The organism is Methyloversatilis sp. S146-33 (genome assembly GCF_059552495.1).
On sequence record NZ_JCANOT010000042.1, the window covers coordinates 85,137 to 111,632 of the forward strand.

The following is a 26,496-nucleotide window of genomic DNA, read 5'->3' on the forward strand; positions in this document are numbered from 1 at the left end:
CGCCATGGCGAAACCCTTCACTCCCGCGCGCCTGACGCTCGCAATCGCACTGGCGTTTCCGCTGCACGCGCTGGCCGATAACGCGGCGCGTGTCGAATTCACGTCGGGTGACGTGCGCGCGCTGGCCGCTGACGGCAGCAGCCGCGTGCTGGCGCGCGGCGCCCAAGTGGGCAGCGGCGACACCGTCGACACCGGCAGCGGGCGCGCCCAGATGCGCTTTACCGACGGCTCGCTGGTGTCGCTTCAGCCGCAGACCCAGTTCCGCATCGACCAGTACGCGTTCGCCGGCAAGCCGACCGAGGACCGTGGCTTCTTCAGCCTGATCAAGGGCGGCCTGCGCACCATCACCGGTCTGGTCGGCAAGGGCAACCGCAGCAATTACAAGCTCACCACTTCGGTTGCAACCATCGGCATCCGCGGCACCGAGTTTTCTGTCGTCTACGGCAACAGCATCAACGTGACGACCGGCGATGGCGCGGTCGATGTCTGCAATGGAGGCGGCTGCCTTACGGTGTCCGACGGGCAGAGCGCCTATGTCGCAGACCAGAGCACGCCGCCAGTCATCACCGAAGTGAAGACCGATCTGCCGCCCCCGCCGCCGTCGAACAGCGGCAACCTGACGCCGCCGCAAGGCGACGACACCTTCCTGGTGTCGGAGAACCGCAGCGAAGGCGGCGGGCTGGACGTGCTGGACGGCTATGCGGGCGGCAGTCTGCAATCCGGTGACGGTTATTACGTCTATGGCCAGTACGTCGATCAGTACGGCGGCTATGGCGGCATGGTGATGCTGGATTCGGCGACCGCGTCCTTCGAGGGCAGCACGTTGGTCTCGGCGTCGAATTCGAACGGTGACATCCAGGCGTCTTCGGTTGCCGAAGCACATCAGGACGGCATCATCGGCTGGGGACGCTGGGCCAGCGGCTCATGTTCCGGCGAATTCGACTGCGCCGGCGACACGCTGCTCGACGTACATTACATCGCTGGCAAGCCGACGCCGGATCTGGCCGCGCTGGGCGGTGCCACCGGCACCTATTCGCTGAGCGGCTACACCACGCCGACCACGACTGGCGGTGCGAGTGGCGGTTCGGTGAGCGGGTCCATGATCGCCGATTTCTCGGCCTACACGCTCAGCGTCGGCATGAACGTGACGGTCAGCGCTACCACCTTCGGGCTGACCGGGTCGGGCAGCATCAACAGCGGCACCGCGGCCTTCTCCGGTTCGTTCTCGAACTGCAGCGGATGTTCGTTCAGCCCGCCGAGCGGCAGTTTCCATGGCTTCTTCGCCGGCGCAGGGGCCGAGCGCGCCGGCATGGTCTACACCTTCGACAGCGGCATTGGCGGCATCAACAAGGTCAGCGGCGCGGCGGTGTTCACGCAGACTTCGCTCGGTCTGGGCAACTGACGGGCGCGCCATCCGGCCGCTCCAGCGTCCGGGCGCGCGCCGCTCAGAGTGATCCGGCAAAGCTGCGGATGCCGGTCAGCAGCATTTCGACGGCGACCGCACACAGCAGCAGGCCCATCAGTCGCTCAAGTGCGGAGGTTCCGCGCTCACCCAGCCGGCGGATCAGCGGCCCGGCCGCCAGCAGCACGCAGGCGGTGACCGCCATGGCCGCGCTCATCGCGCCGGTCCAGGTCCAGAAGCGGTCCGGCTCGCGCGACACCAGCAGCATCACCATGGCCATCGCCGACGGCCCGGCGATCAGCGGAATCGCCAGCGGCACGACGAAGGGTTCGCCGCCGGCCCACTCGCCGAACACGCCGGCCGGCTGCGGAAAGATCATGCGCAGCGCAATCAGGAACAGCAGTACGCCGCCGGCGATACCGAGCGAGGTCTGCGACAGCTGCAGTACCTTCATCACCGATTCGCCGGCCCACATGAAGGCGAGCAGCGCCAGCCAAGCGAAGAAGCACTCCCTCAGCACGACACGCTGACGCCGCGCCGTCGGTACGTCCTTCAGCAGCACGGTCATGACCGGTGCGTTGCCGAACGGATCGAACAGCAGCAGGAGCAGGATGCTGGCGGAGAGGAAGCTGTCGGACAATTCGTGGGGGCTGGGGGCTGGGGGCTAGGGGTGACGGGAGGGCGTGCCGTCCCGTCAGCGGGTTCAGCTGCGCACGTGGCCGTCGCCGAGCACCACCCACTTCTGACTGGTCAGCCCATCCAGACCGACCGGGCCGCGGGCGTGGATCTTGTCGGTCGAGATGCCGATCTCCGCACCCAGCCCGTACTCGAAGCCGTCGGCGAAGCGGGTCGAGGCGTTGATCATGACCGACGCTGAATCGACCTCGCGGATGAAGCGCATCGCCCGCGTGTGGTTCTCGGTCACGATGGCGTCCGTGTGCTGCGAACTCCAGCGGTTGATGTGCTCGATCGCGTTGTCCAGCGAATCGACGATGCGCACCGCGAGGATGGGGGCGAGGTATTCGGTCGCCCAGTCCTCGTCGGTCGCCGCCTTCATCGCCGGCACCAATGCGCGCGCGCGCTCGCAGCCGCGCAGTTCGACGCCTTTGCCGAGGTAGATGTCGGCCAGTCGACCGAGCACGCGCGGTGCCGCAGCGACATGCACCAGCAGCGTTTCCATCGTGTTGCAGGTGCCGTAGCGATGGGTCTTGGCGTTGTCGGCGATGCGCACCGCCTTGTCGTCGTCGGCGAATTCGTCGATATAGACGTGACAGTTGCCGTCAAGGTGCTTGATCACCGGCACCTTGGCTTCACGCGAAATGCGTTCGATCAGGCCCTTGCCGCCGCGCGGCACGATCACGTCAACGAACTGCGGCATCGTGATCAGCGCGCCGACCGCGGCGCGGTCGGTGGTGTCCACCACCTGTACCGCAGTGTCCGGCAGACCCGCGGCGACCAGCCCTTCGCGCACGCAGGCGGCGACCGCCTGATTGCAGCGCGCGGCTTCGGAGCCGCCGCGCAGGATGGCGGCGTTGCCGCTCTTCAGGCACAGCGCGGCGGCGTCGGCGGTCACGTTCGGCCGTGCTTCGTAGATGATGCCGATCACGCCCAGCGGCACCCGCATCTTGCCCACCGTGATGCCGGTCGGGCGGCGCTTGAAGTCGGTCATTTCGCCGACCGGGTCGGGCAGGGCGGCGACCTGTTCCAGGCCCTGGGCCATCGCTTCGACGCCCTTGGCGGTCAGCGTCAGGCGGTCGATCATCGCTGCGTCCAGGCCATTGGCGCGTGCCGCGTCGACGTCGGCCGCGTTCGCTTCGAGCAGCTGCGGTGCGCGCTCGCGCAGCAGTACGGCGATGCGGATCAGTGCGTCGTTCTTGGCGGCGGTGGAAGCCTGCGACACGATGCGCGAGGCGGCGCGGGCCTGGCGGCCCAGCGTGTTCATGTAGTCCTGGATGTCCATCTTGATTCCCGAAATGCCCGAGCCGCGCACCTTATGGAAACGGCGGCCAAACACGGATGAAAGCAGAAAGCGCGGCGACTTGCCAGTCGGCAACGCTCAGCGTGCGCACAGTCGCAGCGCGATCTGCAGGAACTCGTCCCACACGTCGCCACGCGCCACGCCCTTGATCATGCGGTCCAGCCGCGCGGCCTGCATCAGTGCAGTTCGGGTGGCGGCCGAGGACAGGCGCTGCAGCGCCCGCTTGTACGGCGACTGGCGGGCGCCGAAGATGCGTGCCGCGGCCAGCGCGTCGTCGGCGCTGCGGCCGGCATCCATTTCGGCACGCGCGGTCGCCAGCACGCGTAGTTCAGCGACGATGATCCACAGCACCAGCGGGGCGGCCACGCCCTCGGCGCGCAGGCCGTCGAGCAGGCGGCTGGCGCGCGCGGCGTCGCCGGCGAGCAGCGCCTGACGCAGGTCGTCGACGTCGTAACGGGCGACGTCCATCACCGCGTTGCGCACCTGTTCGAGAGAAAGTTCACCGGGCGGATGCAGTAGCGCGAGCTTCATCACTTCCTGGTTTGCCGCCAGCAGGTTCCCTTCGACGTGGCCGGCCATGAACTCCAGTGCTTCTGGTGTCGCGCTCTGCTGCTGGCGGGCGAGCCGGCCGGCCAGCCAGGCGGGCAGACGCGCAAGGCCGGGAGCGTTCAGTTCCAGTTCCATGCCGGATTCGATCAGCGCGGCGAACCAGCTGCTCTTCTTCGCCTTCCAGTCCATCAGTGGCAACGTCACCAGCGTGATCGTGCCGGCCGGCGGGTTTGCGGCGTAGCGGGCCAGTGCGTCACTGCCTTCGCGACCCGGCTTGCCGGTCGGAATGCGCAGGTCGATCAGCTTGTCGCCGCCGAACAGCGACATGTTGCCAGCCGCTTCGGCCAGCGCAGACCACTTGAAGTACTGCGTCACCACCAGCACTTCGCGCTCGCTGAAACCGCGCGCGCGGGCGGCGGCGCGGATGGCGTCCGCCGCCTCGATCACCAGCAGCGGCTCGTCGCCGTGCAGCACATAGAGCGGCGCGAGCGTGCCCTTCAGGTGGGCGTCGAGCTGTTCGGCGCGCAGCTGCATCGCGCTCAGGCGGGTTTGCGCTTGATCGCCTGCAGGCGGCGCAGCAGTTGCTGGATCAGGTCGGACTGCATTTCGTCGTACAGCACCTGTTCTTCCTGCTGCTTGGCCAGCATTTCGGTATCGCTGTAGGTCAGGTCGCGGCGCAGTTCGATCGACGACACCGGCGCGATCTCGACATTGTTGCGATCGCGCACGCGGAACGAGAAGCGCTGGCGCAGTTGATATTCACGCACGCGGCCGGCCGAGTTCAGGCTCAGGATGACCTTTTCGACCTTGTTCTCGGTGATGTCGACGATGGCGTCGGCAGCTGACGGTTCGTCCGCCACCTGGGTCGAACTCTGCGTCTGTATCGCGCGGCGGATCTGCGTGGTCAGCTCCGTGTTGCTGCGGCTGCCGTTGATGTACAGCGTCTGGAAAGGCAGATCACGTACACCGCGCAGGTGAAAACCGCAGGCCGCCAGCGGAAGCGCGGCGGCGGCGGCGAGCAGCAGGCTGCGGCGGGACGGGTTGGCGGGGGCGCTCACGGGTATCTCCTGCTTCAGCACACGATATTGACCAGACGGCCGGGCACGACGACCACCTTCTTCGCCGGCTTGCCTTCCATGAACTTCTGCGCCGACTCGTTGGCCAGCGCCGCCGCCTCGATGGCGTCTTTGGCCGCATCGGCGGCGACGCGCAGGCTGCCCCTCAGCTTGCCATTGACCTGCAGCATCAGTTCGACCTCGTCCTGCACCAGCGCCGAGTCGGCCGGCTCCGGCCATTCGGCGCTCAGGATGTCGTCGCCGAAGCCGCAGTCGCGCCACAGCACGTGCGTGATGTGCGGGCAGATCGGCGACAGCACGCGCAGCAGCATGGACAGGCCTTCGCCGATCACCTCGGCCGCTTCGGCGCCGTCGCGCGGTGCCTTTTCCAGCGCGTTGAGCATCTTCATGCAGCCGGAGGCGACCGTGTTGAACTGTTGCTTGCCGAGGTCGTAGCTGGCCTGCTTCAGCACCAGATGCAGTTCGCGCCGCAGGTCGGCCAGCGCGGCCGGCAGCTTGGCCTTGCCCAGCGTCGACGCGGCTGGCACTCGCGCGCGCAGTTCGGCGGTGTAGTCCTGGGCGAAATTCCATACGCGCTTCAGGAAGCGGTGCGCGCCTTCGACACCGGCGTCGTTCCATTCCAGCGTCTGTTCCGGCGGGCTGGCGAACATCATGAAGAAGCGTGCGGTGTCGGCGCCGTACTGGTCGATCAGCGCCTGCGGGTCCACGCCGTTGTTCTTCGACTTCGACATCGTGGTCAGTTCGTGCTCGAGCACGGTGCCGTCGGCCTTCAACCGGCCGCCGGTGATCTGCCCCTTGGCGTCGCGCTGGACCTCGACCTCGCTTTCCCAGTAGTAGTTCTTGCCGCCGCCTTCAGGTTTGTGCAGCCAGGCGTGGTTCAGCACCATGCCCTGGGTGAGCAGACGGGCGAACGGTTCCTTCACCGTCATCAGGCCCATGTCGCGCATCACCTTGGACCAGAAGCGCGAGTACAAGAGGTGCAGGATGGCGTGCTCGATGCCGCCGATGTACTGGTCCACCTGCATCCAGTAGTTGGCGCGCTCATCGACCATGGCCGCGTCGTTGCCGACCGAGCAGTAGCGGGCGTAGTACCAGCTCGAATCGACAAAAGTGTCCATCGTGTCGGTTTCGCGCTTCGCCGCGGCGCCGCACTTCGGGCAGGCGACGTTGATGAAGTCGTCGCGCTTGAGCAGCGGGTTGCCCGAGCCATCCGGAATGCAGTCCTCCGGCAGCACCACCGGCAGCTGGTCGTCCGGCACCGGCACGTCGCCGCAGTGATCGCAGTGGATGATGGGAATCGGACAGCCCCAGTAGCGCTGGCGCGACACGCCCCAGTCGCGCAGGCGCCACTGCACCTTCTTCTCGCCATCCTTGCCGGCGAGGTCTGCCGCCACTGCATCGACCGCGGCGGCATAGCCGAGGCCGTCGTACTTGCCGCTATTCACGCAGACACCGTCCTTCGAGCCGTACCACTCGGCCCAGGCGTCAGTCGAGAAGACGTTGTCGCCGACCGCGATCACCTGTCGGATCGGCAGGTCGTACTTCTTCGCGAAGCCGAAATCGCGCTCGTCGTGCGCCGGCACCGCCATCACCGCGCCGTCGCCGTAGCTCATCAGCACGTAGTTGCCGACCCATAGCGGCACCGATTCGCCGGTCAGCGGATGCACGACGGTGAGGCCGGTCGGCAGACCTTCCTTTTCCATGGTCGCCATGTCGGCTTCCATCACCGAGCCGTGCTTGCACTTCTCGATGAAGGCGGCCAGTTCCGGGTTGTTGCGGGCGGCGTGGGTGGCCAGCGGATGTTCGGCGGCGACCGCGCAGAAGGTGACACCCATGATGGTGTCGGCGCGGGTGGTAAACACCCACAGCCGGCCGTCGTCGATCAGCGCGCCGGTGTCATCGCGGACGTCGTGGCTGAAGGCGAAGCGCACGCCGGTGCTCTTGCCTATCCAGTTGGCCTGCATGGTCTTCACGCGCTCGGGCCAGCCGTCCAGCGTGTCCAGATCGTCCAGCAGTTCGTCGGCGTACTGCGTGATGCCGAGGTAGTAGCCGGGAATCTCGCGTTTCTCGACCAGCGCGCCGGTGCGCCAGCCGCGGCCGTCGATCACCTGTTCGTTGGCGAGCACGGTCTGATCAACCGGGTCCCAGTTCACCACCTGCGTCTTCTTGTAGGCGATGCCCTTTTCCAGCATGCGCAGGAACAGCCACTGGTTCCACCTGTAGTACGACGGCTGGCAGGTCGCCAGTTCGCGGCTCCAGTCGATGGCGAAGCCCAGCGCCTTGAGCTGCTGGCGCATGTAGTCGATGTTGTCGTAGGTCCATTTCGCCGGCGGCACCGCGTTCTTGATCGCCGCGTTCTCGGCCGGCAGGCCGAAGGCGTCCCAGCCCATGGGCTGCAGCACGTTGTAGCCACGCATCCGGTGGAAGCGGGTCAGTACGTCGCCGATGGTGTAGTTCCGCACATGGCCCATGTGCAGCTTGCCCGACGGGTAGGGGAACATCGACAGGCAGTAGTACTTGGGCTTCGACGCGTCCTCGACGGCCTTGAAGGTCTGGCTGTCGTCCCAGTAGCGGCGCGCGGCGGCTTCGACCTCGGACGGGGTGTAGGCGGGGGTCTGTTTTTCTGACATGAGGCGGGATGCGGCGGAAATGAACGCTAACCTGCAATTATAGGCCCGGCGGGCCTCCGCCCGCCGGAAAACGAGGCCCCGTTACCGGGCAGGCTCAGGCCGGAGCCGTCCGGCGTGTCGCCGGGCTGCTGCGCGACACTTCGCGCAGTAGGGTTTCGGCGTCGTCGGCGAAGCGCAGCGTGAGATGCGGTAGCGGCAAGGTCTGGCCGCGCTCGTCGTACGCTTCCTTCACCCGCCGCAGGAATTCGCGCCGCACCTCCCATTGCGCCATCGCCGCGACACGGATGCGTGCCCGCACGATGAGCGCCGATTCCTGCCACTGGTCCACGCCCGCTATTTCGAGGTCGCCGAGTATGCGGGCGCCGAAGTGCTCGTCCTCGCGCATCGCCTTGGCGACGTCGAACATGATGGCGTAGATGTCGGCCACCCGGTCGGTCGGCGCCATTCGCACATCGATCACTGCATTGGCGAATTCACGCGAGCGGCTGGTGACCGTCGTGATCTCGCCGTTCGGGACGAAGTGCACATTGCCCTCGTAATCGCGCAGGCGCACATAGCGCAGCGTCACTTCTTCGACCACGCCGCCGTGTCCGGCGATGTCCACGATGTCGCCGACGCGGATCTGGTTTTCCAGCAGCACGAACAGCCCCGAGAACAGATCCTTCACCAGCGACTGGGCACCGAAGCCGATGGCGATGCCGGCCACGCCAGCGGTGGCCAGCAGCGGGGCGACCGAAATGCCCAGCGCACTCAGCGCGATGCCGCCGGCCAGCACGAGGATGACCACCGATGCCGCGTAGCGTGCGACCCGAACCAGGGTGTCGATGCGCTTGATGTCTTCCGCACAGTCGGTGCGCCGGCGCAGTGTTTCGTGGATCAGACGTATCGAGCGCCGGGCGAGGTGCTGCAGCATCCAGGCGAGCAGCAGGATCAGGAACAGCTTCACCGCGAGGTCAAGCACCTGAGGCAGGCGGTCGCCCGCCCATGCGTACAGCCAGGCGGCGGTCTGTGTCCAGTCGTTCATTGTCGTGGTCTCTCCCTGTTTGCGTTGTCCGGGTTAGACGCGACCACCCTGCCCGGGGCCGGTTCCTCGCTGTAGGAGGAGGACTACACGTCCGCGGGCGCGACCGTCGGCAGGCAGCCCGGTAGAATCCGCCGCATGACATCCAACCCGCTTCTTTCCGGTCTGAACGAACAGCAGTTCCAGGCCGTCACGCTGCCGTCGCAGTCGGCGCTCATCCTCGCGGGCGCCGGGTCAGGCAAGACGCGCGTGCTGACCACGCGTCTGGCCTGGCTCATTTCGACCGGCCAGGTGTCGCCGCACGGCATTCTTGCGGTCACCTTCACCAACAAGGCGGCCAAGGAGATGCTGGCGCGGCTGACCGCGATGCTGCCGATGAATGCACGCGGGCTGTGGATAGGCACTTTCCATGGCCTGTGCAACCGCATGCTGCGCGCGCACTGGAAAGAGGCCGGGCTGCCGCAGCTGTTCCAGATCCTCGATTCGGCCGACCAGCTGTCGGCGATCAAGCGCATGCTGAAGGCGCTGAACATCGACGACGAGAAGTTTCCGGCGCGCGACCTGATGTATTTCGTCAACTCGGCCAAGGAGCAGGGCCTGCGCCCGCACGAGGTCGAAGCCTTCGACGATTTCGCGCGCAAGCGGGTCGAGCTGTACCAGGCTTACGAGGCGCAGTGCCAGCGCGAAGGTGTGGTCGATTTCGCCGAGCTGCTGCTGCGCTGCCACGAACTCCTGCAGCGCAACGAACCGATACGCGCGCACTACCAGCGCCGCTTCCGCCACATCCTGGTCGACGAGTTCCAGGACACCAACGTGCTGCAGTACCGCTGGCTCAAGCTGCTGGCCGGCCTCGGCACCGAAGGCCAGGCGGCGGTGATGGCGGTCGGCGACGACGACCAGAGCATCTACCGTTTCCGCGGCGCCGAGGTCGGCAACATGCGCGACTTCGAGCGTGAGTTCCATGTCGACAACGTGATCCGGCTGGAACAGAACTACCGCTCGCACGGCAACATCCTCGACGCCGCCAATGCCGTGATCAAGCACAACAGCGGCCGCCTCGGTAAGAACCTGTGGACCGAAGCCGGTCATGGCGAACCGCTACGCGTGTACGAGGCCTTCAACGACATCGAGGAAGCGCGCTGGGTGGTCGAGGAAATCCGGGCGCTGATCCACGACGGCACCGCGCGCGACGACATCGCGCTGCTCTACCGCAGCAATGCGCAGTCGCGCGTGCTCGAACACGCGCTGTTCTCGGCCGGCATTCCCTATCGCGTCTATGGCGGTTTGCGCTTCTTCGAGCGGCAGGAGGTGAAGCACGCGCTGGCCTACATGCGGCTGATCGCCAATCCGCACGACGACACGGCGTTCACCCGCGTGGTGAACTTCCCGACCCGCGGCATCGGCGCGCGTTCGCTGGAACAGCTGCAGGACGCCGCGCAGGCGCACGGCAGCAGCCTGTACGGCGCGCTGAATTTCCTGACCGGCAAGGCGGCGCAGTTGGTCGGCGCCTTCATCAAGCTGGTCGATCAGCTGCGCTTCGCCTGCGAGGGGCTGAAGCTGCCGGAAATGGTCGAGCAGGTGCTCGAACTGTCCGGCCTGCGCGCGCACTACCTGACTGAAAAGGAGGGTCAGGAGCGCGTTGCCAACCTGGACGAAATCATCAACGCGGCCGCCAACTTCATTTCCGAGGAAGGCTACGCCCAGGTCGCGGCCGAGGACGAAGCCGCGCCGCCCGATCCGCTGTCCGCCTTCCTGTCGCACGCCTCGCTCGAAGCGGGCGAACACCAGGCCGACGCCGGCCAGGCGGCGGTGCAACTGATGACCGTGCATTCGGCGAAGGGTCTGGAATTCGACGTGGTGTTCATCGGCGGTCTCGAAGAAGGCCTGTTTCCGCACGAGAACTCGGTGCTGGAGCGAGACGGTCTGGAAGAAGAGCGCCGGCTCATGTACGTCGCCATCACCCGCGCCCGCAAGCGGCTCTATCTGTCGTTCGCGCAGTCGCGCATGCTGCACGGCCAGACCCGCTACAACCTGCGCAGCCGCTTCTTCGATGAAATTCCGGCCGAACTGCTGAAGTGGCTTACGCCGCCGGCCAGCGCACGCGGCTACGGGGGCTTCGGCAGCAGCAGTGCCGCGCCGTCGGCACCGGCAAGCAGCAATCCGCGCAGCTTCGGCAGCGGTCGCCGGACGACGGCGGTCAATGACAGCGGCTTCCGCGTCGGCCAACAGGTGAGCCACGCCAAGTTCGGCGCTGGCGTCATCGTCAACGCCGAAGGCTCGGGCTCCGACGCCCGGGTCCAGGTGAATTTTGGTGCGTCGGGCGTCAAGTGGCTGGCGCTCGGCGTGGCCAAGCTGTCGCCGGCCTGATTGCTCATGAGCGCGCGCGTCCGCCTCTTCTGTTTCGCAGCGCTGCTGTCGGCAGCGGGCACGGCCGCGGCGTCGGAACAGTGGCGCACCGCCCACCTGCGCGGCGAGTGCGACACGGCACTGGCCGAGGCGCGTGGCGCCGCCGAGAAGGGCGAGCCGGAAGCGATGCTGCAGATGTCCGACTGGCATTTCTTCGGCACCTGCCTGGACAAGAACGACACCGAGTCGGCACGCTGGGCGCTGCTGTCGGCGGAGGCCGGACTGGCGCGGGCACAGGCCGTGGCCGGGCAGATCCGTGCCAGCGGCATCGGCGTCGAGCGCAATGCGGCAGAGGCTCGCCGCTGGTACACGCTGGCGGCCGAAGGCGGTGACCCGGAAGGCATGCTGTTGCTGGCCAAGATGATCGAAGCCGACACTGCCGACCCGCTGGCGCCGGAACTGGCGCTGGCCTGGGTCCGGCGCGCGGCCGACAAGAACTACGCGCCGGCCTATGTCCATCTGGCGGCGATCTACAGCGGCGGTGGTGCCCAGACCGACTACGCCGAATCGGCACGCTGGCTGGAGAAAGCGATGCAGGCCGGCTACAAGGACAATTCGGTTTGGGTCGCCTGGTCCTGGGCCTGCCTCAACCTCGGCCGCTACGACGAGGTGCTGCAGGCGGCGACCAAGGTGCCGAACGACGCGCCGGAATTCAAGGCGGCGCAGATCAACCACGCGCACGCGCTGTTGCTGAACGGACAGATCGGAAATGCGCGCGAGGTGTACGCCGCCAACATGACCTTGCGCGGCGCCGACGAATTCCGCCGCATCCTGCGCGAGGACTTCGCCGAACTGCGTCGTTCGGGACGCGATCACCCGGGCATGGCGCGCATCGAGAAGCTGTTCCTGTCCGGCAAGCCCTGAACGACGTGCATCGCGACCGCCATCGCAGCTACGCCGAGCTGTCGTCCGCGCATCGCGAGGGCATCGACTACCACGTCACCGTCGAGCGACGCGGTAGCGGGGTCGCCATCGTCGCGCCGCATGGTGGGCGCATCGAGCGCGGCACGTCGGAGGTGGCGCGTGCGATCGCCGGCGACGACTTCGACCTTTACCTGTTCGAAGGCGCGTTGCCGGCGATGAACTTCGAAACACTGCACATCACCAGTACCCGCTTCGACGAGCCGCGCGCCCTGGCGCTGATTGCCGACTGCGACGCCGTGCTGGCGGTGCATGGCGTGGCCGATACCGGCGAGCGGGCGCTGCTCGGCGGCCGCGATCGTGCGCTTGCCTGTGCCTTGGCCGATCGCCTGTACGCACGCGGCGTGCTCGCGCAGACCAGCGGCCATCGCTACGCCGGCCTCGACCCGCGCAATCTGTGCAACCGGGGGCGGCAGGGCCGCGGCGTGCAGATCGAACTGAGCGACCGGCTGCGCGGCGGTCGCTACGAAAAGGCAGTGATCGACGCGGTTCGTGCTGCCCTGCATGGACGGGTCATGACGCGACGCTAGAATGCAAGGCTGACCTCGTCAGCAACCCGTCATGCGCACTCCCTACCTGCTTGCCGGATTCATCGTTGCCCTCGTCGCGCTGGTGCTCGGCCGGATCATCTACGACGATACGGCGCGATCGGGCGCTGCGCCGACCTTGCGTGCGCTGTATTCGATCGAGCCACCGTTCGCCTACATCGACGCGCGCGGCCGTGTCACCGGCGAGGCACCCGAAATGCTACGCGTGCTGGCCAAGCGGGCGGGTCTCGGCGAGGTCGAGTTCATCCACACCGAGTTCGGCCAGTTGCTGCACGATCTGCAGGCCGGTCGCGCCGACATTGTCGCCAGCGGTCTGTTCGTGACCCCCGAGCGCGCGCAGCGCGCACGCTTCACCCGGCCGACCGCGCAGGTGTCGTCGGCGCTGCTGGTGGGTGCGGGCAATCCGCTCGACCTGCACGGCCTCGACGACATCGCCGCGCACCCGGATGCGGTGCTGGCCGTCATCGACGGCGCGGTCGAACTGACGGTGGCCAAGCGAGCCGGCGTGCCGGCCGCCCGCATTCAGCGGCACAGCGACGCGACCAGCGCCGCGGTGGCGGTGATCGAGGGCCGGGCCGACGCGCTTGCGCTGTCCGACGTGTCCTTGCGCCACATGCTGAAGGTATCCGGTCTGACCGGTGTCGAACTTGCGCAGCCCTACCGGCCGCCGCAGCGTGAAGGGCGTGGCGAAGCAGGCTGGCCCGCCTTCGCGCTGCGTCCGCAGGACGAGGCGATGGCACGCCGCATCGACGAGGCGATGGCCGGCTACCTCGGTTCGCCCGAGCATCGCGCGCTGGTCGCGGCCTTCGGCTTCGGTCCGCACAACCTGCCGGCGCCTGCACAGCGATGAACGGGCGCAGCGCAATGGCGGGCGGCCCGCCGGTATTCGGTCTGGCGCTGCTGCTGTGCGCCTGCATGGGCCTGATGAGCTATGCGCACGTGCGCTGGGACGACAGCCTCGCTGCCGCGCTGACCGCGCGCGACAATCTGGCGCAGTCGCGCCGTTACGCGCTGCTTGCGCAGCTCGACACCGAGCGCCTGCTGACCGGCGCGACGACGATACCGCGCACCCGTGTGATTGCCCATCTGGACCGTGCCCTCACCACCGCGCGCGATCTGCGCAGCGGCGGTGGTGCCATCGCCGGCTTCTCGGTGCGCGCGCCGGTGGCCGGCGACGTGGCCGCGGCCGCCGATGCCTACATGGCGGCGCTGGCCGATGCGCGCGCCATCATGGAACGCCAGCTCGACGGATTCGAGGCGGGCGGCAGCGCGCTGCTGCTGGCGCAGCGCGCGGTCGATGGCCGTGCCGTCGCACTCGAGGACGCATTGCTGCGCCATCTGGCGGCACAGCGCCGGCTGCTGCGCCAGCACGACACGGCGACGCTGGCGCTGGTGGCGGTGCTCGGTCTGCTCGTGCTGTTCTATCTGTACGTTGCGCACCGGCGTCGCGATGCCGCAGTCGATGCGCTGCTCGGCAGCGAGTCGCGCCTGCGCGCCTTCGTCGACAGCCTGCCCGAGATCGCCTTCATGCTCGACCGTCACGGTCGCTACATCGAGTCCTTCGGCAATGGCGGCGCCTTGCTCGCGTCGCCGGCGGAAACCCTGGTCGGTCGCACCGTCGAGGAGGTATTCCCGGCCGACGTGAGCAGCCGCTTCCTCGCGGTGATCCGCCAGGCGCTGGCGCGGCAGCGCACGCAGTCCTACGAGTACACGCTGGAACTGGCGGGACGGCAGGTGGTGTTCGATGCCCGCGTGTCGCCGGTACCCGGCAGCGACCGCGTCGTATGGGTGTCGTGGGACGTGACGGCGCGCCGCCGCGCCGAGGCGCACGTGCAGGCGCTGGGTCGGCTGTACAACTTCCTCAGTCAGGTGAACCAGACCATCGTCTGGTCGGCCGACGAGGACGAGCTGTTCGAACGCATCTGTCGCGTCGCCATCGAGTTCGGCGCCTATCGCTTCGCCTGGATCATGCGTGCCGACGACAGCGGCATGCTCGCACTGCGCGCCAGTGCCGGCAGCGCGGTCGCCGATCGCGCGCAGCTGGTCAGCGCATCGTCCACCGACGCCGGCAGCGTCACCGCCGCGGTCATGCGCAGCGGCAAGCTGTGTCGTCTGTCGGCGCTCGACGGCGACGACGCGTGGATGCCGGCAGCGCGGGCCGCCGGTTGCATGGGCTACGTCGGCCTGCCGATCCGGCTCGACGACAAGGTGGTCGCGGTGCTTGGCCTGATCGCGCGCGAGGTCGACCCGGAGGATGAGGACGAAGCGCGTCTGCTCGACGAGGTGATGATGGATCTGTCTTTCGCGGTGCGTCGCCTGCGCGACGACCGCGACCGCGCGCGCGCCGAACAGTCGGCGCGCCTGCTGGCGGCGGCGCTGCGCAGCACCCGCGACGGCGTCGTGGTGACCGACCTCGACGGCGTCGTGGTCACCGTGAACGAGGCCTTCTGCGAACTGAACGGCCTCGATCCGGCCGCCACCGAGGGATGCACGCTGGTGTCGCTGCTCGATGTCGAGGGCGCCGAGGGGCTGTATGCCGACATTGACCGCGCGCTGCGTGGCGGCGGCTTCTGGCAGGGCGAGGTGGCGGCGCGGCGGCGCAACGGCGAAGCGTGGTCGGGCTGGCTGTCCTGCGCCACCGTGCACGACGACGACGGCCGGGCGACCCACCGCGTCAGCGTGCTTACCGACATCACGCAGGCGCGGCGCACCGAGGAAATGCTGCATCACCTGTCGCAGTACGACCCGCTGACCGACCTGCCCAATCGCGTACTCATCCAGTCGCGCCTGATGCACGCGATCGATCTGGCCGCGCGGCGCGGCACGCGCGTGGCCGTGCTGTTCCTCGATCTGGACAATTTCAAGACCATCAACGACGGCCTCGGCCACGCCGCTGGCGACGAGGTGCTCGCTGCCGTCGCGCAGCGCCTGCGCGCGCGCTTGCGCCGACAGGACACGCTGGGCCGGCAGGGCAGCGACGAATTCGTGCTGCTGCTCGAAAACCTCGACCAGCCGGGCGAGGCGGCGCTGGTCGCCCAGGGCGTGTTCGACAACCTGAGCGCACCGGTGCGTCTGGCCTCCGGTCAGGACATCTATCTGCAGGCGAGCATAGGCATCAGCCTCTACCCGGACAACGGCAACAGCGCCGAGGACCTGATACGCGACGCCGACGCGGCGATGTACCAGGCCAAGCGGAGCGGCCGCAACACGCTGCGCTTCTACACCGACGCCTACACCGACGAGGCGACGCGGCGGCTGTCGCTGGAGACCGGCCTGCGGCGCGCGCTGGAGAACGACGAATTCGAGCTGCGCTTCCAGCCGCTGGTCGATCTGTCCGACGGCGCGCTGATCGGCGCCGAGGTGCTGGTACGGCTGTCCGCCGCGGCCAGCGTGCACGCCGGCCCGTCGCAGTTCATCCCGATCATGGAAGCCAACGGACTGATCGTGCAGCTCGGTGAGCGCGTGCGCGAGCTGGCCTGCCGGCAGGGGCGTGCCTGGCTCGACGCCGGTTACCGGCTCGGCACGCTGGCGGTGAACATGTCGGTTGCCGAAATCCGCCGCGGCGGGCTGGAACGGCGCATCGAGCGACTGCTCGGCGATACCGGCTTTCCGGCCGCGCTGCTCGAACTCGAAGTGACCGAATCCAGCCTGATGGAGCAGGGCGACGAAGCGCGTCACTTCCTCGATGCGATCAAGCGGCTCGGCTTGCGCATGGCGATCGACGATTTCGGTACTGGCTACTCGTCGCTTGCCTACCTGAAGCGGTTGCCGGTCAACAAGCTCAAGATAGACCGCAGTTTCATCTGCGACCTGCCGGGCGACGCCAGCGCGGTCGAACTGGTCGACACCATCATCACGCTCGGTCACAAGTTGGGCATGTCGGTGCTGGCCGAGGGCGTCGAAACCGAGGGGCAGCGCGATCTGCTGCGCGCGCACGGCTGTGACGCCTGCCAAGGCTATCTGTACGCCGAGCCGCTCACCGCTGCCGAGTTCGAACGCCGCTTCCTGCGTCCGGCGCCCCGCGTGCAGTGAACGCACGACACCAATCCTTTCAGGCGGTGACCGGCGCCCCCGCTAAAATGACGGGTCGCGGGTCCGCCTTCCGGGCCCGGTCCGATTTCAGCGAGTTGCCCGTGCAGTCCGCAATGTCCCCCGATGCTTCGTTGTGTCCGCGCCCGAACAGGGTGACGGCATGAACACCGCTGTCGCAGGCGGTGGCGAGCACACGCCGCAGCTGGGTTTCGCGCAGCGCAGCTATCGCGCGCGGCAGGCCGGGCTGCTGTTCGGCTTGCCGATGGTGCTCGCCGTGCTGTACGAGCGCGGCGACCTGTCGTGGCCGTCCTGGCTGCTCTGGCTCGGCCCCATGCTGCATGCGCTGCTGTGGCCGCACCTGGCCTGGTGGCGCGCCCGGCAGTCGCGCGATCCTTTCCGCGCCGAAGGCGACAACCTGCTGGCCGATCACTTCTTCGGTGGCGCGTGGACCGCGCTGATGGCCTTCAACGCCGTGCCCTCGCTGCTCATCCTCGCGCTGATGAGCATGGACAGCGTCGCCGGCTGCGGCCCCCGTCTGATGCTGCGCGGCCTGCTGGTGCATGCGGTGGGGGTGTTCGCCGGCGTGCTGCTTTACGGATTCGACTGGCAGCCGCTGTCCAGTCTGGTCGTCGTCGCGGCCAGCGTGCCGATGCTGCTGCACCCGATCGCCATTGGCTTCGTCACCAACCAGGCGCTGCGCAAGCTCCAGCGTCAGCGCGAGGCGCTGGAGACACTGAGCCGGATCGACGCACTGTCCGGCCTCGCCAACCGCGGTCACTGGGAGGTGCTGGTGCGCAAGGAGTTTGCGCGCTACCGTCGCTACGGGCATACGGCAACGCTGGTGATGGCCGATCTCGATCATTTCAAGTACATCAACGACCGCTACGGCCATGCCGCCGGCGACGAGGCCATCCGCCGCTTCGCCGCGCTGCTCGGCCGCGAACTGCGGGCGAACGATACGGCGGGCCGCTATGGTGGCGAGGAGTTCGGCATCCTGCTGCCGGACACCACCGGTGAGGGCGCGCGCGACCTGATGGCGCGGCTGCGCCGATGCCTGCACGACGAACCGCTGATCGACGGCCACGTGGTCACCGCCAGCTTCGGTGTGGCCGAACTGACGCCGATGCTCGACACCTGCGAGGCGTGGATGCGGGTGGCCGACCAGATGCTGTACCGCGCCAAGCACGCCGGTCGCGACCGCATCGTGCTGCCCGGCCCAGGCGGCAGCGAGGCCGAAGACGGTCCGCTGAACGGTGAGGAGGAGGTGCCACCGCACCTGGCGGTGGCGGCCGCGCGGCCGGACGTGCTGCGTCAGCTGCTGACCGGCATAGACATGAGCGAAACCGCCTTCGCGCTGTTCGATCCGGTCGACCGGCTGGTGCTGGCCAATGCCGCTTTCATCGAAATGTACTGCGTGCCGGCAGGCGATCTGCGCTTTGCCGACCTGATGCGAAATTGCTACACGCACCGCATCGGGCCGCGCATCGAAACCGACGACATCGACGCCTGGCTTGCCGCGGCGGACAGCAAGCGGCGCAGCCGGCCGTGGCGCTCTTTCGACGTCGACATGATGGACGGGCGGATACTGCGGGTCGAGGAAACCTCCTTCGGCGAAGGCTGGGTGCTGACGGCGATCAGCCGCTGAGCGCGGCCTTAGCTGCCGTTGCGGAAAGGCGCGGCGAGGTCGCCGGCGCAGTTCAGGTACTGCCCCGTCACGTCGCGTGGCGCCGGGCCATTGAAGGGCAGCTCGACGTCGCCGCCGACCTGTCCCAGCACCAGCCGACCGCCGAAGAACAGGAAGTTGCGCATCAGCGTCGCCCAGTCGAGCTGCTTGTCGGCCTCGAAGCCGGGCAGCGTGAGGCGGCCGTCCTGTGCGACCAGCAGTATGGCGGGGCGGAACTGCTCGACTTCCAGCCGCGCCAGCACCGGCAGTCCAGGATTGCCCGGCGGCGGCTGAACCTCGACGCGGGCATTCACCTCGTCGCCGTCGCGCTGACGCACGACGCGGATGTCCCAGCCAGACACCGTCACCGCAGTGCCGCAGCCGCGCGGCCAGCCATTGTCGAGCTCGACCACTGCGCGGTAGCTGTCCGCGGCCGCCAGCGGCGCTGCGGCCAGACATGCCAGCAAGGAGAAGAGCAGGGCGCCGTGTTTCATGTCCGCTCAGACGCCGTCGGGCGTCCGGAGTTCGCAGCGCTCGCCCGCTGCCCGCTCGACCTCAGTCACCGCCACCGCCGCCATCGCCACCACCTCCACCGCAATCGCCGCCGCCCTCGCCGACATGGGTGCAGCCCGAATCGTTGCTGCTGCCCGGGAGGCCGCTGCCGTCCGCGTGTGCGTCATGCGGGCGGTCGCGCGGGCGGCGCAGACCGCCGGTCAGCAGCCACACCAGCGCCGCGATCGCGATCAGCGCGACGACGAAACCACTCACGCGCCGTTCAGCAGCGTGTGCAGCGCGACGAATTCCTGCGCCAGCTTGTGCGACGGCGCGAAGTGGATCAGCGGCAGCGCAGCCTCGTGCGACTCCTTCACCTTGACCGACGGCGACAGCGTCGCGTCGAGCACCGGCAGGCCTTCGTCGCGCAGTTCCTGCACCACGCGCGCCGGCAGGCTGGAGCGCGCCTGGTACTGGTTCACGACGATGCCTTCGAGCTTCAAAGCCTCGTTATGGTCGGCGCGGATTTCTTCGATGTTGTCGATCAACTGGTACAGCGCCTTGCGCGAGAACTCGTCGCAATCGAACGGGATCAGCACCGATTCGGCAGCAATCAGCGCGCAACGCGAGTAGAAGTTCAGCGCCGGCGGCGTATCGATGTAGATGTGGTCGAACTGGTCCAGCGCTTCCAGCGCCTCGCGCAGCTTGTAGATCTTGTAGCGCGATTCCAGCTTGTTCTCGAGCTCGGCCAGCTTGGCGCTGGCGGTCATCACGGCCAGGCCCGGGTGGGCGGTGTCGGTGATGAATTCGGTGGTGTCCTTGGGCGTCAGCTTGAAGTTCAGGATCTGGTCGAAGAAGTCGGCGGCGCCCAGTTCGACGCTGTCCGCCGCCTTGCCCAGCAGGTAGTTGCTCGAATTGCCCTGCGTATCGAGGTCGATCACCAGCGTACGTTTGCCGCTTGCCGCGCTGATGGCGGCGAGATTGCAGGTGATGGTGGACTTGCCGACGCCACCTTTCTGATTGAACACGACGCGACGCATGACGGACTCCCTGACCGAAAGAGGCATTCTGCCAAATCATTGGGTGCAGTGCACAATAAGCGTGCCGATTGCGGTCGTCGCGCGTGCGCGCCTCGACGCGAAGGGCAACAGACCCCGATCATGACCGGTAGAATTCCGCGCCAATCACCATGAGGGCAGGATGACCATGACGGATTTCGCTGTACGCATGCACCGCACCGGTGGCCCCGAAGTGTTGCAGTACGAGGCGGTCGAGCCGGGCGCACCGGGGCCGGGCGAAGCACGTGTGCGCCAGCACGCGGTCGGCGTCAATTTCATCGACATCTATCACCGCAGCGGCCTCTATCCGGTACCGCTGCCGAGCGGACTGGGGCAGGAAGCGGCCGGTGTGGTCGAGGCGGTCGGTGCCGGCGTCAGCGAGGTCGCGGTCGGTGACCGTGTCGCCTACGCAGGCGGTCCGCTCGGCGCCTACGCCACGGCGCGCAACATCGCGGCCGACCGGCTGGTGCGCCTGCCCGACGGCATTTCCTTCGACACCGCTGCCGCGCTGATGCTCAAGGGGCTGACCGCGCACTACCTGCTGCGCCGCACCTGCCGTGTCGAAGCCGGTGATGCGGTGCTCATTCATGCCGCCGCCGGCGGTGTCGGCCTGATCGCCTGTCAGTGGGCACGCGCGCTCGGCGCCACCGTCATCGGCACCGTCAGCACGCCGGACAAGGCGGCGCTGGCGCAGGCCAACGGCTGCGAACACGTGCTGACCGGCGTCGCACCCGCCGATCTGCCGGCGCAAGTGCGCGCGCTGACCGGCGGCCGCGGCGTGCGCGTGGTCTATGACGGCATCGGCCGCGACACCTTCATGGCTTCGCTCGATTGCCTGCAGCCCATGGGCATGATGGTGAGCTATGGCAACGCGTCCGGTCCGGTTGCGGCCTTCGAACCCGGCATGCTGGCGCAGAAGGGCTCGCTCTTCCTGACCCGGCCGACGCTGTTCCATTACATCGCCGCCCGCGCCGACCTGGTCGCCGCGGCCGACGAACTGTTCGCCCGCGTGCTCGACGGCACGCTGCAGATCAACATTCAGCAGCGTCATGCGTTAGCCGACTGTGCCCGCGCGCATGAAGCACTGGCCGCGCGCCGCACGACCGGCTCGACCATCCTGTTGCCGCAGTGAAGCATCCGCTGCACCGGCGACACCCTCTTTCGGAGCGCTTTTCGATGAAGTTTCTGTTGTCGCTGCTCGCCTGCTGCTGCATCCTGTCTCCCGCCGCGGCGCAGACGCCGGCGCAGACGGCCTTTCTGAAGGCCGAAACCCGCCGCATCGACGAGCAGTTCGTGCGTCGCGTGGTCGACATCACGAAGTTGCCGGCAGCGCAGGTGCGCGCCGCCATGCCGGCGGAAGGGCGCATCACCGAACCGTCGGCGCGGGTGGCTGCCGGCATCGAAAAGCAGCTGGGCGAGCCACTGAGCGACGAACAGAAGCAGGCCATTGCGCAGGCCGACGAAGAACGTCGCAGCGCACTGGCCGCGGCACGTGCCGCAGCAAAGAACAAGTAAACACGTAGAAGCGCAGCAGGTCGGGAGAGAACTATGGGTTCGAAAGTGTGTGCCATCGTCGGCATGGGCTCAGGCGTCGGTGCCGCGGTGGCGCGGCGCTTCGCCGCCGAGGGCTATTGCGTGGCGATGATCTCGCGCGACGCCGGCAAGCTCGAGCGCTACGAGCACGAACTGGCCGCGCGCGGCGTGACCGCGCAGGGCTTCGTGGTCGATGCCGGCAGCGACGAATCCATCGTATCGGCCATCGAGAACATGCGGCAGGCGATGCCGCCGCCAGAGGTGCTCATCTTCAACGCCTCGGTGCCGCGCGAATGCGCACCGTCGGTACTCGACCCGGAAGCGCTGGCGTCCGACCTGCGCATCGGCGTGCTCGGGGCGCTGACCGCGGCACGCGCCGTGCTGCCGGCGATGCGGGCAACCGGCCAGGGCAGCATCCTGTACACCGGCGGCGGCCTGGCGATGGAGCCGGTTGCCGCCGCCGCCTCGCTGTCGGTGCAGAAGGCGGCGCTGCGCAACCTCGTGTTCAGCCTGCACCAGGAACTGTCCCCGGCCGGCGTGCATGCCGCCATCGTCACCATCGCCGGCGTGCTGCGCGAAGGCAGCCTGCTCGACGCCGCCCGCGTGGCCGACGCGTTCTGGACGCTGCACGCGCAGCCGCCGGGCCAGTTTGCGCGCGAGATCGTATTGTCATGACGGAGCGGGTGCTGCGCAGCGTGCTGATCGCCAACCCAAAGGGTGGCGCCGGCAAGAGCACGCTGGCCACCAATGTTGCCGGTCACTGGGCCACCCAGGGCGCGCGCGTCATGCTGGGCGACATCGACCGCCAGCAGTCGGCCCGTCACTGGCTGGGCATGCGCTCGCCGTTGCTGGCGCCGATCTCCACCTGGGAACTTGAGCCGGAACAGCCGGCCCGTCCGCCGCGCGGCACCACCCATGTCGTGCTCGACACGCCGGCCGGCCTGCGCGGCAAGCGGCTGGAGGCGATGCTGAAGATGGTCGACCGCGTGCTGATTCCGGTCCAGCCCTCCATCTTCGACATTCTGGCCACCGGCGACTTCCTGACCGAACTGGCCGAGCACAAGCGGGTCGCCGCGAACAAGGTGAAGATCGGCATCGTCGGCATGCGGGTCGACACCCGTACCCGCGCCGCACACGAACTGGAGCGTTTCTGCGCCGGCCTCGAACTGCCGGTGCTGGCCTATCTGCGCAACTCGCAGCTGTATGTGCAGACGGCTGCGCACGGCATGAGCATTTTCGACCTGTCGCGCTCGCGCGCGCAGACCGACCGCGAACAGTGGCAACCCATCATCGATTGGCTGGATTCCCCATGAACAACTCGACACGCAACAGCAAGAGCCTCGCAGTCGTCCGCGACAGTTCCGAGCTGGATGGCGCCAAGGCGCGCATCCTGGTGTTCGCCGGCAGCACGCGCGAGGCGTCTTTCAACCGCAAGCTGGCGATCGCCGCTGCGCGCGCGATCGAGGAGGCGGGCGGCGAGGCGACGCTGATGGATCTGCGCGACCATCCGCTGCCGCTGTACGACGGCGATCTCGAAGCTTCGGCTGGGCTGCCGCTGGGCGTGCGTCCGCTGAAGGAACTGTTCAAGTCGCACGACGGCCTGTTCATCGCATCGCCCGAATACAACGGGTCGATGAGCGCCGTGCTCAAGAACACGCTGGACTGGGTGTCGCGCCCGGCCGGCGACGAAGCGGGCACCGTGCCCTACGCCAACAAGACGGTCGCACTGGGCGCTGCCTCGCCCGGCGCGCTCGGTGGCCTGCGCGGCCTGGTGCACCTGCGCGCGGTGCTGCAGTCGGTCGGCGCGCTGGTGCTGTCGGAACAGATCGCGGTCGGCAACGCCGCTTCGGCCTTCACGCCGGAAGGCGGCCTGGCCGACGAGCGGATGCAGCAGATGCTGCGCCGCACGGTCGCGCGTCTGGTCGATGTCGCCTCGCGCCTGCGCGATTGAAGTTTTTCATCACAACAAACACGAGCCCGGAAGAGACATGAAATACCTGCGCCTGCGCCATAACGGCGCCGAACGCCTGGGCCGCATCAATGGCGATGCGGTCGAACTGATGGACGGCGATCTGTTCGCCAACCCGGTACCGACCGGTGAGACCGTGCCGCTGGAGGGCATCGAGTGGCTGATGCCCTGCCTGCCGCCGAAGATGGTCATCATCGTGCACAACATCCGCGCCGCTGTGGAAAAGGCCGGCCACCCGATTCCGGAAGATCCGCTCTACCTGGTGCGCTCGCCGCAGGCGCTGAACTGGCACCAGCAGCCCATCCCGAAGCCGGCCGGTTTCGACGGCCGCGTGTTCTACGAAGGCGAACTGGGCGTCGTCGTCGGCAAGGTTGCGCGCAATCTGGACGAGGCACAGGCCGCCGACGCCATCTTCGGCTACACCTGCATCAACGACGTCAGCGCGCTCGAGCTGGTGGACAAGAACCCGTCCTTCGGCCAATGGACGCGCGCCAAGAGCTTCGACGGCTTCGGCTGCTTCGGCCCGGTCATCTCGACCGATCCGCTGCCGGCCGATGCCGAAATCGTCACCACGGTCGGCGGCCGCGAGCGTCAGCGCTACCCGGTGACCGACATGATCTTCTCGCCGGCGCAGCTGGTGTCGCGCATTTCGCGCGACATGACGCTGATGCCGGGCGACGTGATCTGCTGCGGCACTTCGGTCGGCGTGCTGCCGATGAAGCCGGGCACCACGGTCGACGTCACTGTCAGCGGCGTCGGCACGCTGACCAACGTGTACGCCCCGACCGAGTAAGGCGGCCGCGGCATGAATCGCCGCGCGCCGACCGACCTGCGTCAATACGGCCGGCCGTGCGCCAAGGCATCCTGAAACAATGGACGCCCACGCCGGCCTGCCTCATCTGCAGCCCATCCTGCTGTTCCTCGCCATCGCCGGCCTGGTGATGCCGCTGCTCGCCCGTGCGCGGGTGAGCCAGGTGGTCGCCTTCCTGGTGATCGGTGCGCTGGTCGGGCCGAACGGACTGGGCCGCATCGCGGCCGACCAGGCCTGGCTGCGCTGGCTCACCATCGCGGACGGCGAGGGCGTGCGCGTGCTGGCCGAACTGGGCGTGGTGTTCATGCTGTTCGTGATCGGCCTCGAACTGCCGGCGCGTCAGCTGTGGTCGCTGCGCCGCTGGGTGCTGGGTGTCGGCAGCGCGCAATGGCTGGGTTGCGGTGCGCTGATCGGCGCGGTCGCGCTGGCCTTCGGCCACAGCGAGGAAACGGCGGTGGTGCTCGGCCTCGGCCTGGCCATGTCGTCGACGGCGGTGGTGATGCAGCTGCTGGCCGAATCCGGTCAGACCCGCTCCACCGTCGGCCGCATGAGTTTTGCCGTACTGCTGCTGCAGGACATCGCCGTCGTGCCGCTGCTCATCCTGCTCGGTCTGATGGCTGGCGAGGGCGGTGGCGGACACTTCCTGATGCTGATGCTGACCGCGCTGCTGAAGGCGGCGGCGGCCGTGGCGCTCATCCTGTTATTCGGACGCCTCGTGCTGACCCCGTTGTTCCGGCGCGTGTCGGTCACCACCCAGGCCGACAGCTTCATGGCGTTGACGCTGTTCGCCACCCTCGGCGTGGCGGCGCTGACCGGCGCCGCCGGTCTGTCGATGGCGCTCGGCGCCTTCCTCGCCGGCCTGATGCTGGCCGAAACCGAATACCGGCACGCCGCGCTGCTCGCCATCGAGCCGTTCAAGGGTCTGCTGATGGGCCTGTTCTTCGTGTCGGTCGGCATGAGCCTCGATCTGCTGCAGGCGGCCGGCGACGCCGGCTGGCTGGTCGCCTCGGTGCTCGGCCTGTACGCGATCAAGAGCGCGACCATGTACGGCCTGTTCCGGCGCAGCGGCCTGAGTCGCGGCGAGGCGGCCGAGGCGGCGCTGCTGCTCGGCCAGGCCGGCGAATTCGGCTTCATCGTCATTGGCGTGGCCATCGCCGGCGGTGTGCTGGCCGGCGCGGTCGGCAACTTCATGCTGCTGGTGGTGACCTTGAGCATGTTCCTGACGCCGCTGGCGGCGCGGGCCGGCCGCGTGCTGCGGCAGAAGCTCGACACGCGCGAGGCCGACGCACCCGTGTCATTGCCGGACGACGAAGCCGACGAGGACATGGTCATCATCGCCGGCTTCGGCCGCGTCGGCCAGCTGGTGGCGCGCCTGCTCGACCGCGCCGACGTGCGCTGGGTGGCGATCGAGCGCCACGTGTCGGCGGCGGCCGAACATCACGCGCAGGGGCGACCGGTCATTGTCGGCGATGCCGGCCGCCCGTCCCTGCTGCATCACCTCGGCGCCGGCCGCGCGCGCGCCATCGTCGTCACGATGGACGACACGGCAGCGGCCCGTCATGTCGTGCGCAGTCTGCGCGCGGAGTTTCCGGCGCTGCCGCTGATCGCGCGTGCGCGCGATGCGGCACATGCGCGCGAACTGATGGCGGCGGGGGCCAGCGAAGTGATTCCCGAAGCGCTCGAAGCGGCGCTGCAGATGGGGGTGCATGTGCTCGCCCGTGTCGGCGTCGATGCCGACACGGGCGCACGGCTGATCAATGCGGAGCGGGCAGCCGGCAGCGCCTGAGCGCCGCCGGTCGCCGGTTCAGGGCTTGACGCCCGGCGGCAAGGCCGGCCGGCTTTCGGTGGCCGACGGCAGCGGGTGGTCATGGCCTTCGATCGCCGGGTGTTCGTAACCGGCGTGCACCTTGTGGGTGGCCGTGGTGGCGCCCGGCGGCAAGGCCGGCTTGTTCTCGACCGCGGTCGGCACATGCTGGTCATGGCCCTCGACGGCCGGATGCTCCTGGCCGGCGTGCACCTTGTGCGTTGCCGTGGTGGCGCCCGGCGGCAAGGCCGGCGTATTCTCGACCGCGGTCGGCACGTGCTGGTCATGCCCTTCGACCGCCGGGTGTTCGTAGCCGGCATGCACCTTCTTCGACTTCGTGCTGACTCCGGGCGGCAGCGCAGGCTTGGCGGCGACATTGGCCGGCTTCTTGCCCTTGACGGCCTCGGCCGGGTGGTCGGCGCCGGCGTGCTTGCCCGACGCGTCGGCCCATACCGGGCCGCTCATACAGAGGGAGAGCGCGATGACTGCCCATTCTCTTTTCATGATGTCTTCCTTCCGATTGGTGGGTTGTTTATAACCAGTCTGCGCTGGATTCCGCGCCGCAACATTGACATGACTCAAACGGCCGCAGGGAGCATTCTG

Annotated in this window: 24 protein-coding genes; 14 read left to right on the top strand and 10 right to left on the bottom strand. The window is 68.1% G+C overall.

Annotated elements, in window-relative coordinates; translation table 11 throughout:
- The first annotated feature begins 4 nt into the window (after positions 1-4).
- A complete protein-coding gene (locus tag AC51BJ_RS18525; protein WP_496281202.1) occupies positions 5-1,402 on the top strand; it encodes a FecR family protein in 1,398 nt (465 codons plus the stop codon).
- Positions 1,403-1,445: 43 nt separating this feature from the next.
- Here AC51BJ_RS18525 and AC51BJ_RS18530 read toward each other — a convergent pair whose 3' ends face one another.
- From AC51BJ_RS18530 to AC51BJ_RS18555, 6 genes are all read right to left on the bottom strand, one after another.
- Entirely contained in the window at positions 1,446-2,042 is a 597-nt protein-coding gene (locus AC51BJ_RS18530; protein WP_430432740.1) for a MarC family protein, read from the bottom strand.
- A 63-nt stretch (positions 2,043-2,105) separates the two neighbouring features.
- Positions 2,106-3,362, bottom strand: a complete 1,257-nt coding sequence (locus AC51BJ_RS18535; RefSeq protein WP_496281203.1) for a glutamate-5-semialdehyde dehydrogenase — start codon at positions 3,360-3,362, stop codon at positions 2,106-2,108.
- A gap of 96 nt (positions 3,363-3,458) precedes the next feature.
- Positions 3,459-4,463 carry a DNA polymerase III subunit delta gene (gene holA / locus AC51BJ_RS18540; protein ID WP_496281204.1) on the bottom strand — a complete coding sequence of 335 codons (1,005 nt, stop codon included), beginning with the start codon at positions 4,461-4,463 and terminating at the stop codon, positions 3,459-3,461.
- A 5-nt stretch (positions 4,464-4,468) separates the two neighbouring features.
- On the bottom strand, positions 4,469-4,987 hold the full coding sequence (locus AC51BJ_RS18545) for an LPS-assembly lipoprotein LptE (RefSeq protein ID WP_496281205.1): 519 nt from the start codon (positions 4,985-4,987) through the stop codon (positions 4,469-4,471).
- Between the two features lie 14 nt (positions 4,988-5,001).
- Complete coding sequence (leuS, locus tag AC51BJ_RS18550; protein ID WP_496281206.1) at positions 5,002-7,635, bottom strand: leucine--tRNA ligase; 2,634 nt, start codon at positions 7,633-7,635, stop codon at positions 5,002-5,004.
- Between the two features lie 94 nt (positions 7,636-7,729).
- Complete coding sequence (locus AC51BJ_RS18555; protein WP_496281207.1) at positions 7,730-8,659, bottom strand: mechanosensitive ion channel family protein; 930 nt, start codon at positions 8,657-8,659, stop codon at positions 7,730-7,732.
- Positions 8,660-8,794: 135 nt separating this feature from the next.
- On the opposite strand from AC51BJ_RS18555, the gene AC51BJ_RS18560 reads away from it, so the two are divergent.
- The 6 genes from AC51BJ_RS18560 to AC51BJ_RS18585 all read left to right on the top strand — a co-directional run bounded on the left by AC51BJ_RS18560 (position 8,795) and on the right by AC51BJ_RS18585 (position 18,208).
- Positions 8,795-11,023, top strand: coding sequence for a UvrD-helicase domain-containing protein (locus AC51BJ_RS18560; protein WP_496281208.1), 2,229 nt, complete (start codon positions 8,795-8,797; stop codon positions 11,021-11,023).
- A 6-nt stretch (positions 11,024-11,029) separates the two neighbouring features.
- Complete coding sequence (locus AC51BJ_RS18565; protein WP_496281209.1) at positions 11,030-11,926, top strand: tetratricopeptide repeat protein; 897 nt, start codon at positions 11,030-11,032, stop codon at positions 11,924-11,926.
- 5 nt (positions 11,927-11,931) lie between these two features.
- Entirely contained in the window at positions 11,932-12,513 is a 582-nt protein-coding gene (locus tag AC51BJ_RS18570; RefSeq protein ID WP_430432747.1) for a poly-gamma-glutamate hydrolase family protein, read from the top strand.
- Between the two features lie 31 nt (positions 12,514-12,544).
- Positions 12,545-13,381, top strand: a complete 837-nt coding sequence (locus AC51BJ_RS18575) for a transporter substrate-binding domain-containing protein (RefSeq protein WP_496281210.1) — start codon at positions 12,545-12,547, stop codon at positions 13,379-13,381.
- Positions 13,378-16,563 carry a putative bifunctional diguanylate cyclase/phosphodiesterase gene (locus AC51BJ_RS18580; protein WP_496281211.1) on the top strand — a complete coding sequence of 1,062 codons (3,186 nt, stop codon included), beginning with the start codon at positions 13,378-13,380 and terminating at the stop codon, positions 16,561-16,563. Before AC51BJ_RS18575 ends, AC51BJ_RS18580 begins: the two co-directional genes overlap by 4 nt.
- Before the next feature lie 160 nt (positions 16,564-16,723).
- Positions 16,724-18,208 carry a diguanylate cyclase gene (locus AC51BJ_RS18585; protein ID WP_496281212.1) on the top strand — a complete coding sequence of 495 codons (1,485 nt, stop codon included), beginning with the start codon at positions 16,724-16,726 and terminating at the stop codon, positions 18,206-18,208.
- Positions 18,209-18,216: 8 nt separating this feature from the next.
- On the opposite strand, the gene AC51BJ_RS18590 is transcribed toward AC51BJ_RS18585, so the two are convergent.
- The 3 genes from AC51BJ_RS18590 to AC51BJ_RS18600 form a co-directional block, all read right to left on the bottom strand.
- Positions 18,217-18,720: a hypothetical protein gene (locus AC51BJ_RS18590; protein WP_496281213.1), complete on the bottom strand. Its 504-nt coding sequence runs from the start codon at positions 18,718-18,720 to the stop codon at positions 18,217-18,219.
- 61 nt (positions 18,721-18,781) lie between these two features.
- A complete protein-coding gene (locus tag AC51BJ_RS18595; RefSeq protein ID WP_496281214.1) occupies positions 18,782-18,994 on the bottom strand; it encodes a hypothetical protein in 213 nt (70 codons plus the stop codon).
- Complete coding sequence (locus AC51BJ_RS18600) at positions 18,991-19,758, bottom strand: ParA family protein (RefSeq protein ID WP_019915387.1); 768 nt, start codon at positions 19,756-19,758, stop codon at positions 18,991-18,993. The genes AC51BJ_RS18595 and AC51BJ_RS18600 overlap by 4 nt, the downstream gene beginning before the upstream one ends.
- Positions 19,759-19,924: 166 nt before the next feature.
- On the opposite strand from AC51BJ_RS18600, the gene AC51BJ_RS18605 reads away from it, so the two are divergent.
- From AC51BJ_RS18605 to AC51BJ_RS18635, 7 genes are all read left to right on the top strand, one after another.
- Positions 19,925-20,908, top strand: a complete 984-nt coding sequence (locus AC51BJ_RS18605) for a quinone oxidoreductase family protein (RefSeq protein ID WP_496281215.1) — start codon at positions 19,925-19,927, stop codon at positions 20,906-20,908.
- A 44-nt stretch (positions 20,909-20,952) separates the two neighbouring features.
- Complete coding sequence (locus tag AC51BJ_RS18610) at positions 20,953-21,291, top strand: hypothetical protein (protein ID WP_304005523.1); 339 nt, start codon at positions 20,953-20,955, stop codon at positions 21,289-21,291.
- 33 nt (positions 21,292-21,324) lie between these two features.
- Positions 21,325-21,984 (top strand): SDR family NAD(P)-dependent oxidoreductase, encoded by a 660-nt coding sequence (locus AC51BJ_RS18615; protein WP_019915384.1) that lies wholly within the window; start codon positions 21,325-21,327, stop codon positions 21,982-21,984.
- The gene (locus tag AC51BJ_RS18620) at positions 21,981-22,622 is read left to right on the top strand and encodes a nucleotide-binding protein (protein ID WP_496281216.1); all 642 of its coding nucleotides are present in this window, start codon (positions 21,981-21,983) and stop codon (positions 22,620-22,622) included. The genes AC51BJ_RS18615 and AC51BJ_RS18620 overlap by 4 nt, the downstream gene beginning before the upstream one ends.
- Positions 22,619-23,260, top strand: a complete 642-nt coding sequence (locus tag AC51BJ_RS18625) for an NADPH-dependent FMN reductase (protein ID WP_020163331.1) — start codon at positions 22,619-22,621, stop codon at positions 23,258-23,260. Before AC51BJ_RS18620 ends, AC51BJ_RS18625 begins: the two co-directional genes overlap by 4 nt.
- Positions 23,261-23,297: 37 nt before the next feature.
- Positions 23,298-24,071: a fumarylacetoacetate hydrolase family protein gene (locus AC51BJ_RS18630; RefSeq protein WP_496281217.1), complete on the top strand. Its 774-nt coding sequence runs from the start codon at positions 23,298-23,300 to the stop codon at positions 24,069-24,071.
- A gap of 79 nt (positions 24,072-24,150) precedes the next feature.
- Positions 24,151-25,875 carry a cation:proton antiporter domain-containing protein gene (locus tag AC51BJ_RS18635; RefSeq protein ID WP_496281218.1) on the top strand — a complete coding sequence of 575 codons (1,725 nt, stop codon included), beginning with the start codon at positions 24,151-24,153 and terminating at the stop codon, positions 25,873-25,875.
- Positions 25,876-25,893: 18 nt separating this feature from the next.
- On the opposite strand, the gene AC51BJ_RS18640 is transcribed toward AC51BJ_RS18635, so the two are convergent.
- Positions 25,894-26,397, bottom strand: coding sequence for a hypothetical protein (locus tag AC51BJ_RS18640; protein WP_430432758.1), 504 nt, complete (start codon positions 26,395-26,397; stop codon positions 25,894-25,896).
- Positions 26,398-26,496: the final 99 nt, after the last annotated feature.

Coding starts and splice junctions, on each gene's coding strand:
- AC51BJ_RS18575 (WP_496281210.1), top strand. CDS start 12,545: ATGCGCACTCCCTACCTGCTTGCCGGATTCATCGTTGCCCTCGTCGCG.
- AC51BJ_RS18525 (WP_496281202.1), top strand. CDS start 5: ATGGCGAAACCCTTCACTCCCGCGCGCCTGACGCTCGCAATCGCACTG.
- AC51BJ_RS18615 (WP_019915384.1), top strand. CDS start 21,325: ATGGGTTCGAAAGTGTGTGCCATCGTCGGCATGGGCTCAGGCGTCGGT.
- AC51BJ_RS18585 (WP_496281212.1), top strand. CDS start 16,724: ATGAACACCGCTGTCGCAGGCGGTGGCGAGCACACGCCGCAGCTGGGT.
- AC51BJ_RS18560 (WP_496281208.1), top strand. CDS start 8,795: ATGACATCCAACCCGCTTCTTTCCGGTCTGAACGAACAGCAGTTCCAG.
- AC51BJ_RS18620 (WP_496281216.1), top strand. CDS start 21,981: ATGACGGAGCGGGTGCTGCGCAGCGTGCTGATCGCCAACCCAAAGGGT.
- AC51BJ_RS18555 (WP_496281207.1), bottom strand. CDS start 8,659: ATGAACGACTGGACACAGACCGCCGCCTGGCTGTACGCATGGGCGGGC.
- AC51BJ_RS18610 (WP_304005523.1), top strand. CDS start 20,953: ATGAAGTTTCTGTTGTCGCTGCTCGCCTGCTGCTGCATCCTGTCTCCC.
- AC51BJ_RS18590 (WP_496281213.1), bottom strand. CDS start 18,720: ATGAAACACGGCGCCCTGCTCTTCTCCTTGCTGGCATGTCTGGCCGCA.
- holA (WP_496281204.1), bottom strand. CDS start 4,463: ATGCAGCTGCGCGCCGAACAGCTCGACGCCCACCTGAAGGGCACGCTC.
- AC51BJ_RS18535 (WP_496281203.1), bottom strand. CDS start 3,362: ATGGACATCCAGGACTACATGAACACGCTGGGCCGCCAGGCCCGCGCC.
- AC51BJ_RS18565 (WP_496281209.1), top strand. CDS start 11,030: ATGAGCGCGCGCGTCCGCCTCTTCTGTTTCGCAGCGCTGCTGTCGGCA.
- AC51BJ_RS18630 (WP_496281217.1), top strand. CDS start 23,298: ATGAAATACCTGCGCCTGCGCCATAACGGCGCCGAACGCCTGGGCCGC.
- AC51BJ_RS18580 (WP_496281211.1), top strand. CDS start 13,378: ATGAACGGGCGCAGCGCAATGGCGGGCGGCCCGCCGGTATTCGGTCTG.
- AC51BJ_RS18640 (WP_430432758.1), bottom strand. CDS start 26,397: ATGAAAAGAGAATGGGCAGTCATCGCGCTCTCCCTCTGTATGAGCGGC.
- AC51BJ_RS18605 (WP_496281215.1), top strand. CDS start 19,925: ATGACGGATTTCGCTGTACGCATGCACCGCACCGGTGGCCCCGAAGTG.
- AC51BJ_RS18625 (WP_020163331.1), top strand. CDS start 22,619: ATGAACAACTCGACACGCAACAGCAAGAGCCTCGCAGTCGTCCGCGAC.
- leuS (WP_496281206.1), bottom strand. CDS start 7,635: ATGTCAGAAAAACAGACCCCCGCCTACACCCCGTCCGAGGTCGAAGCC.
- AC51BJ_RS18635 (WP_496281218.1), top strand. CDS start 24,151: ATGGACGCCCACGCCGGCCTGCCTCATCTGCAGCCCATCCTGCTGTTC.
- AC51BJ_RS18600 (WP_019915387.1), bottom strand. CDS start 19,758: ATGCGTCGCGTCGTGTTCAATCAGAAAGGTGGCGTCGGCAAGTCCACC.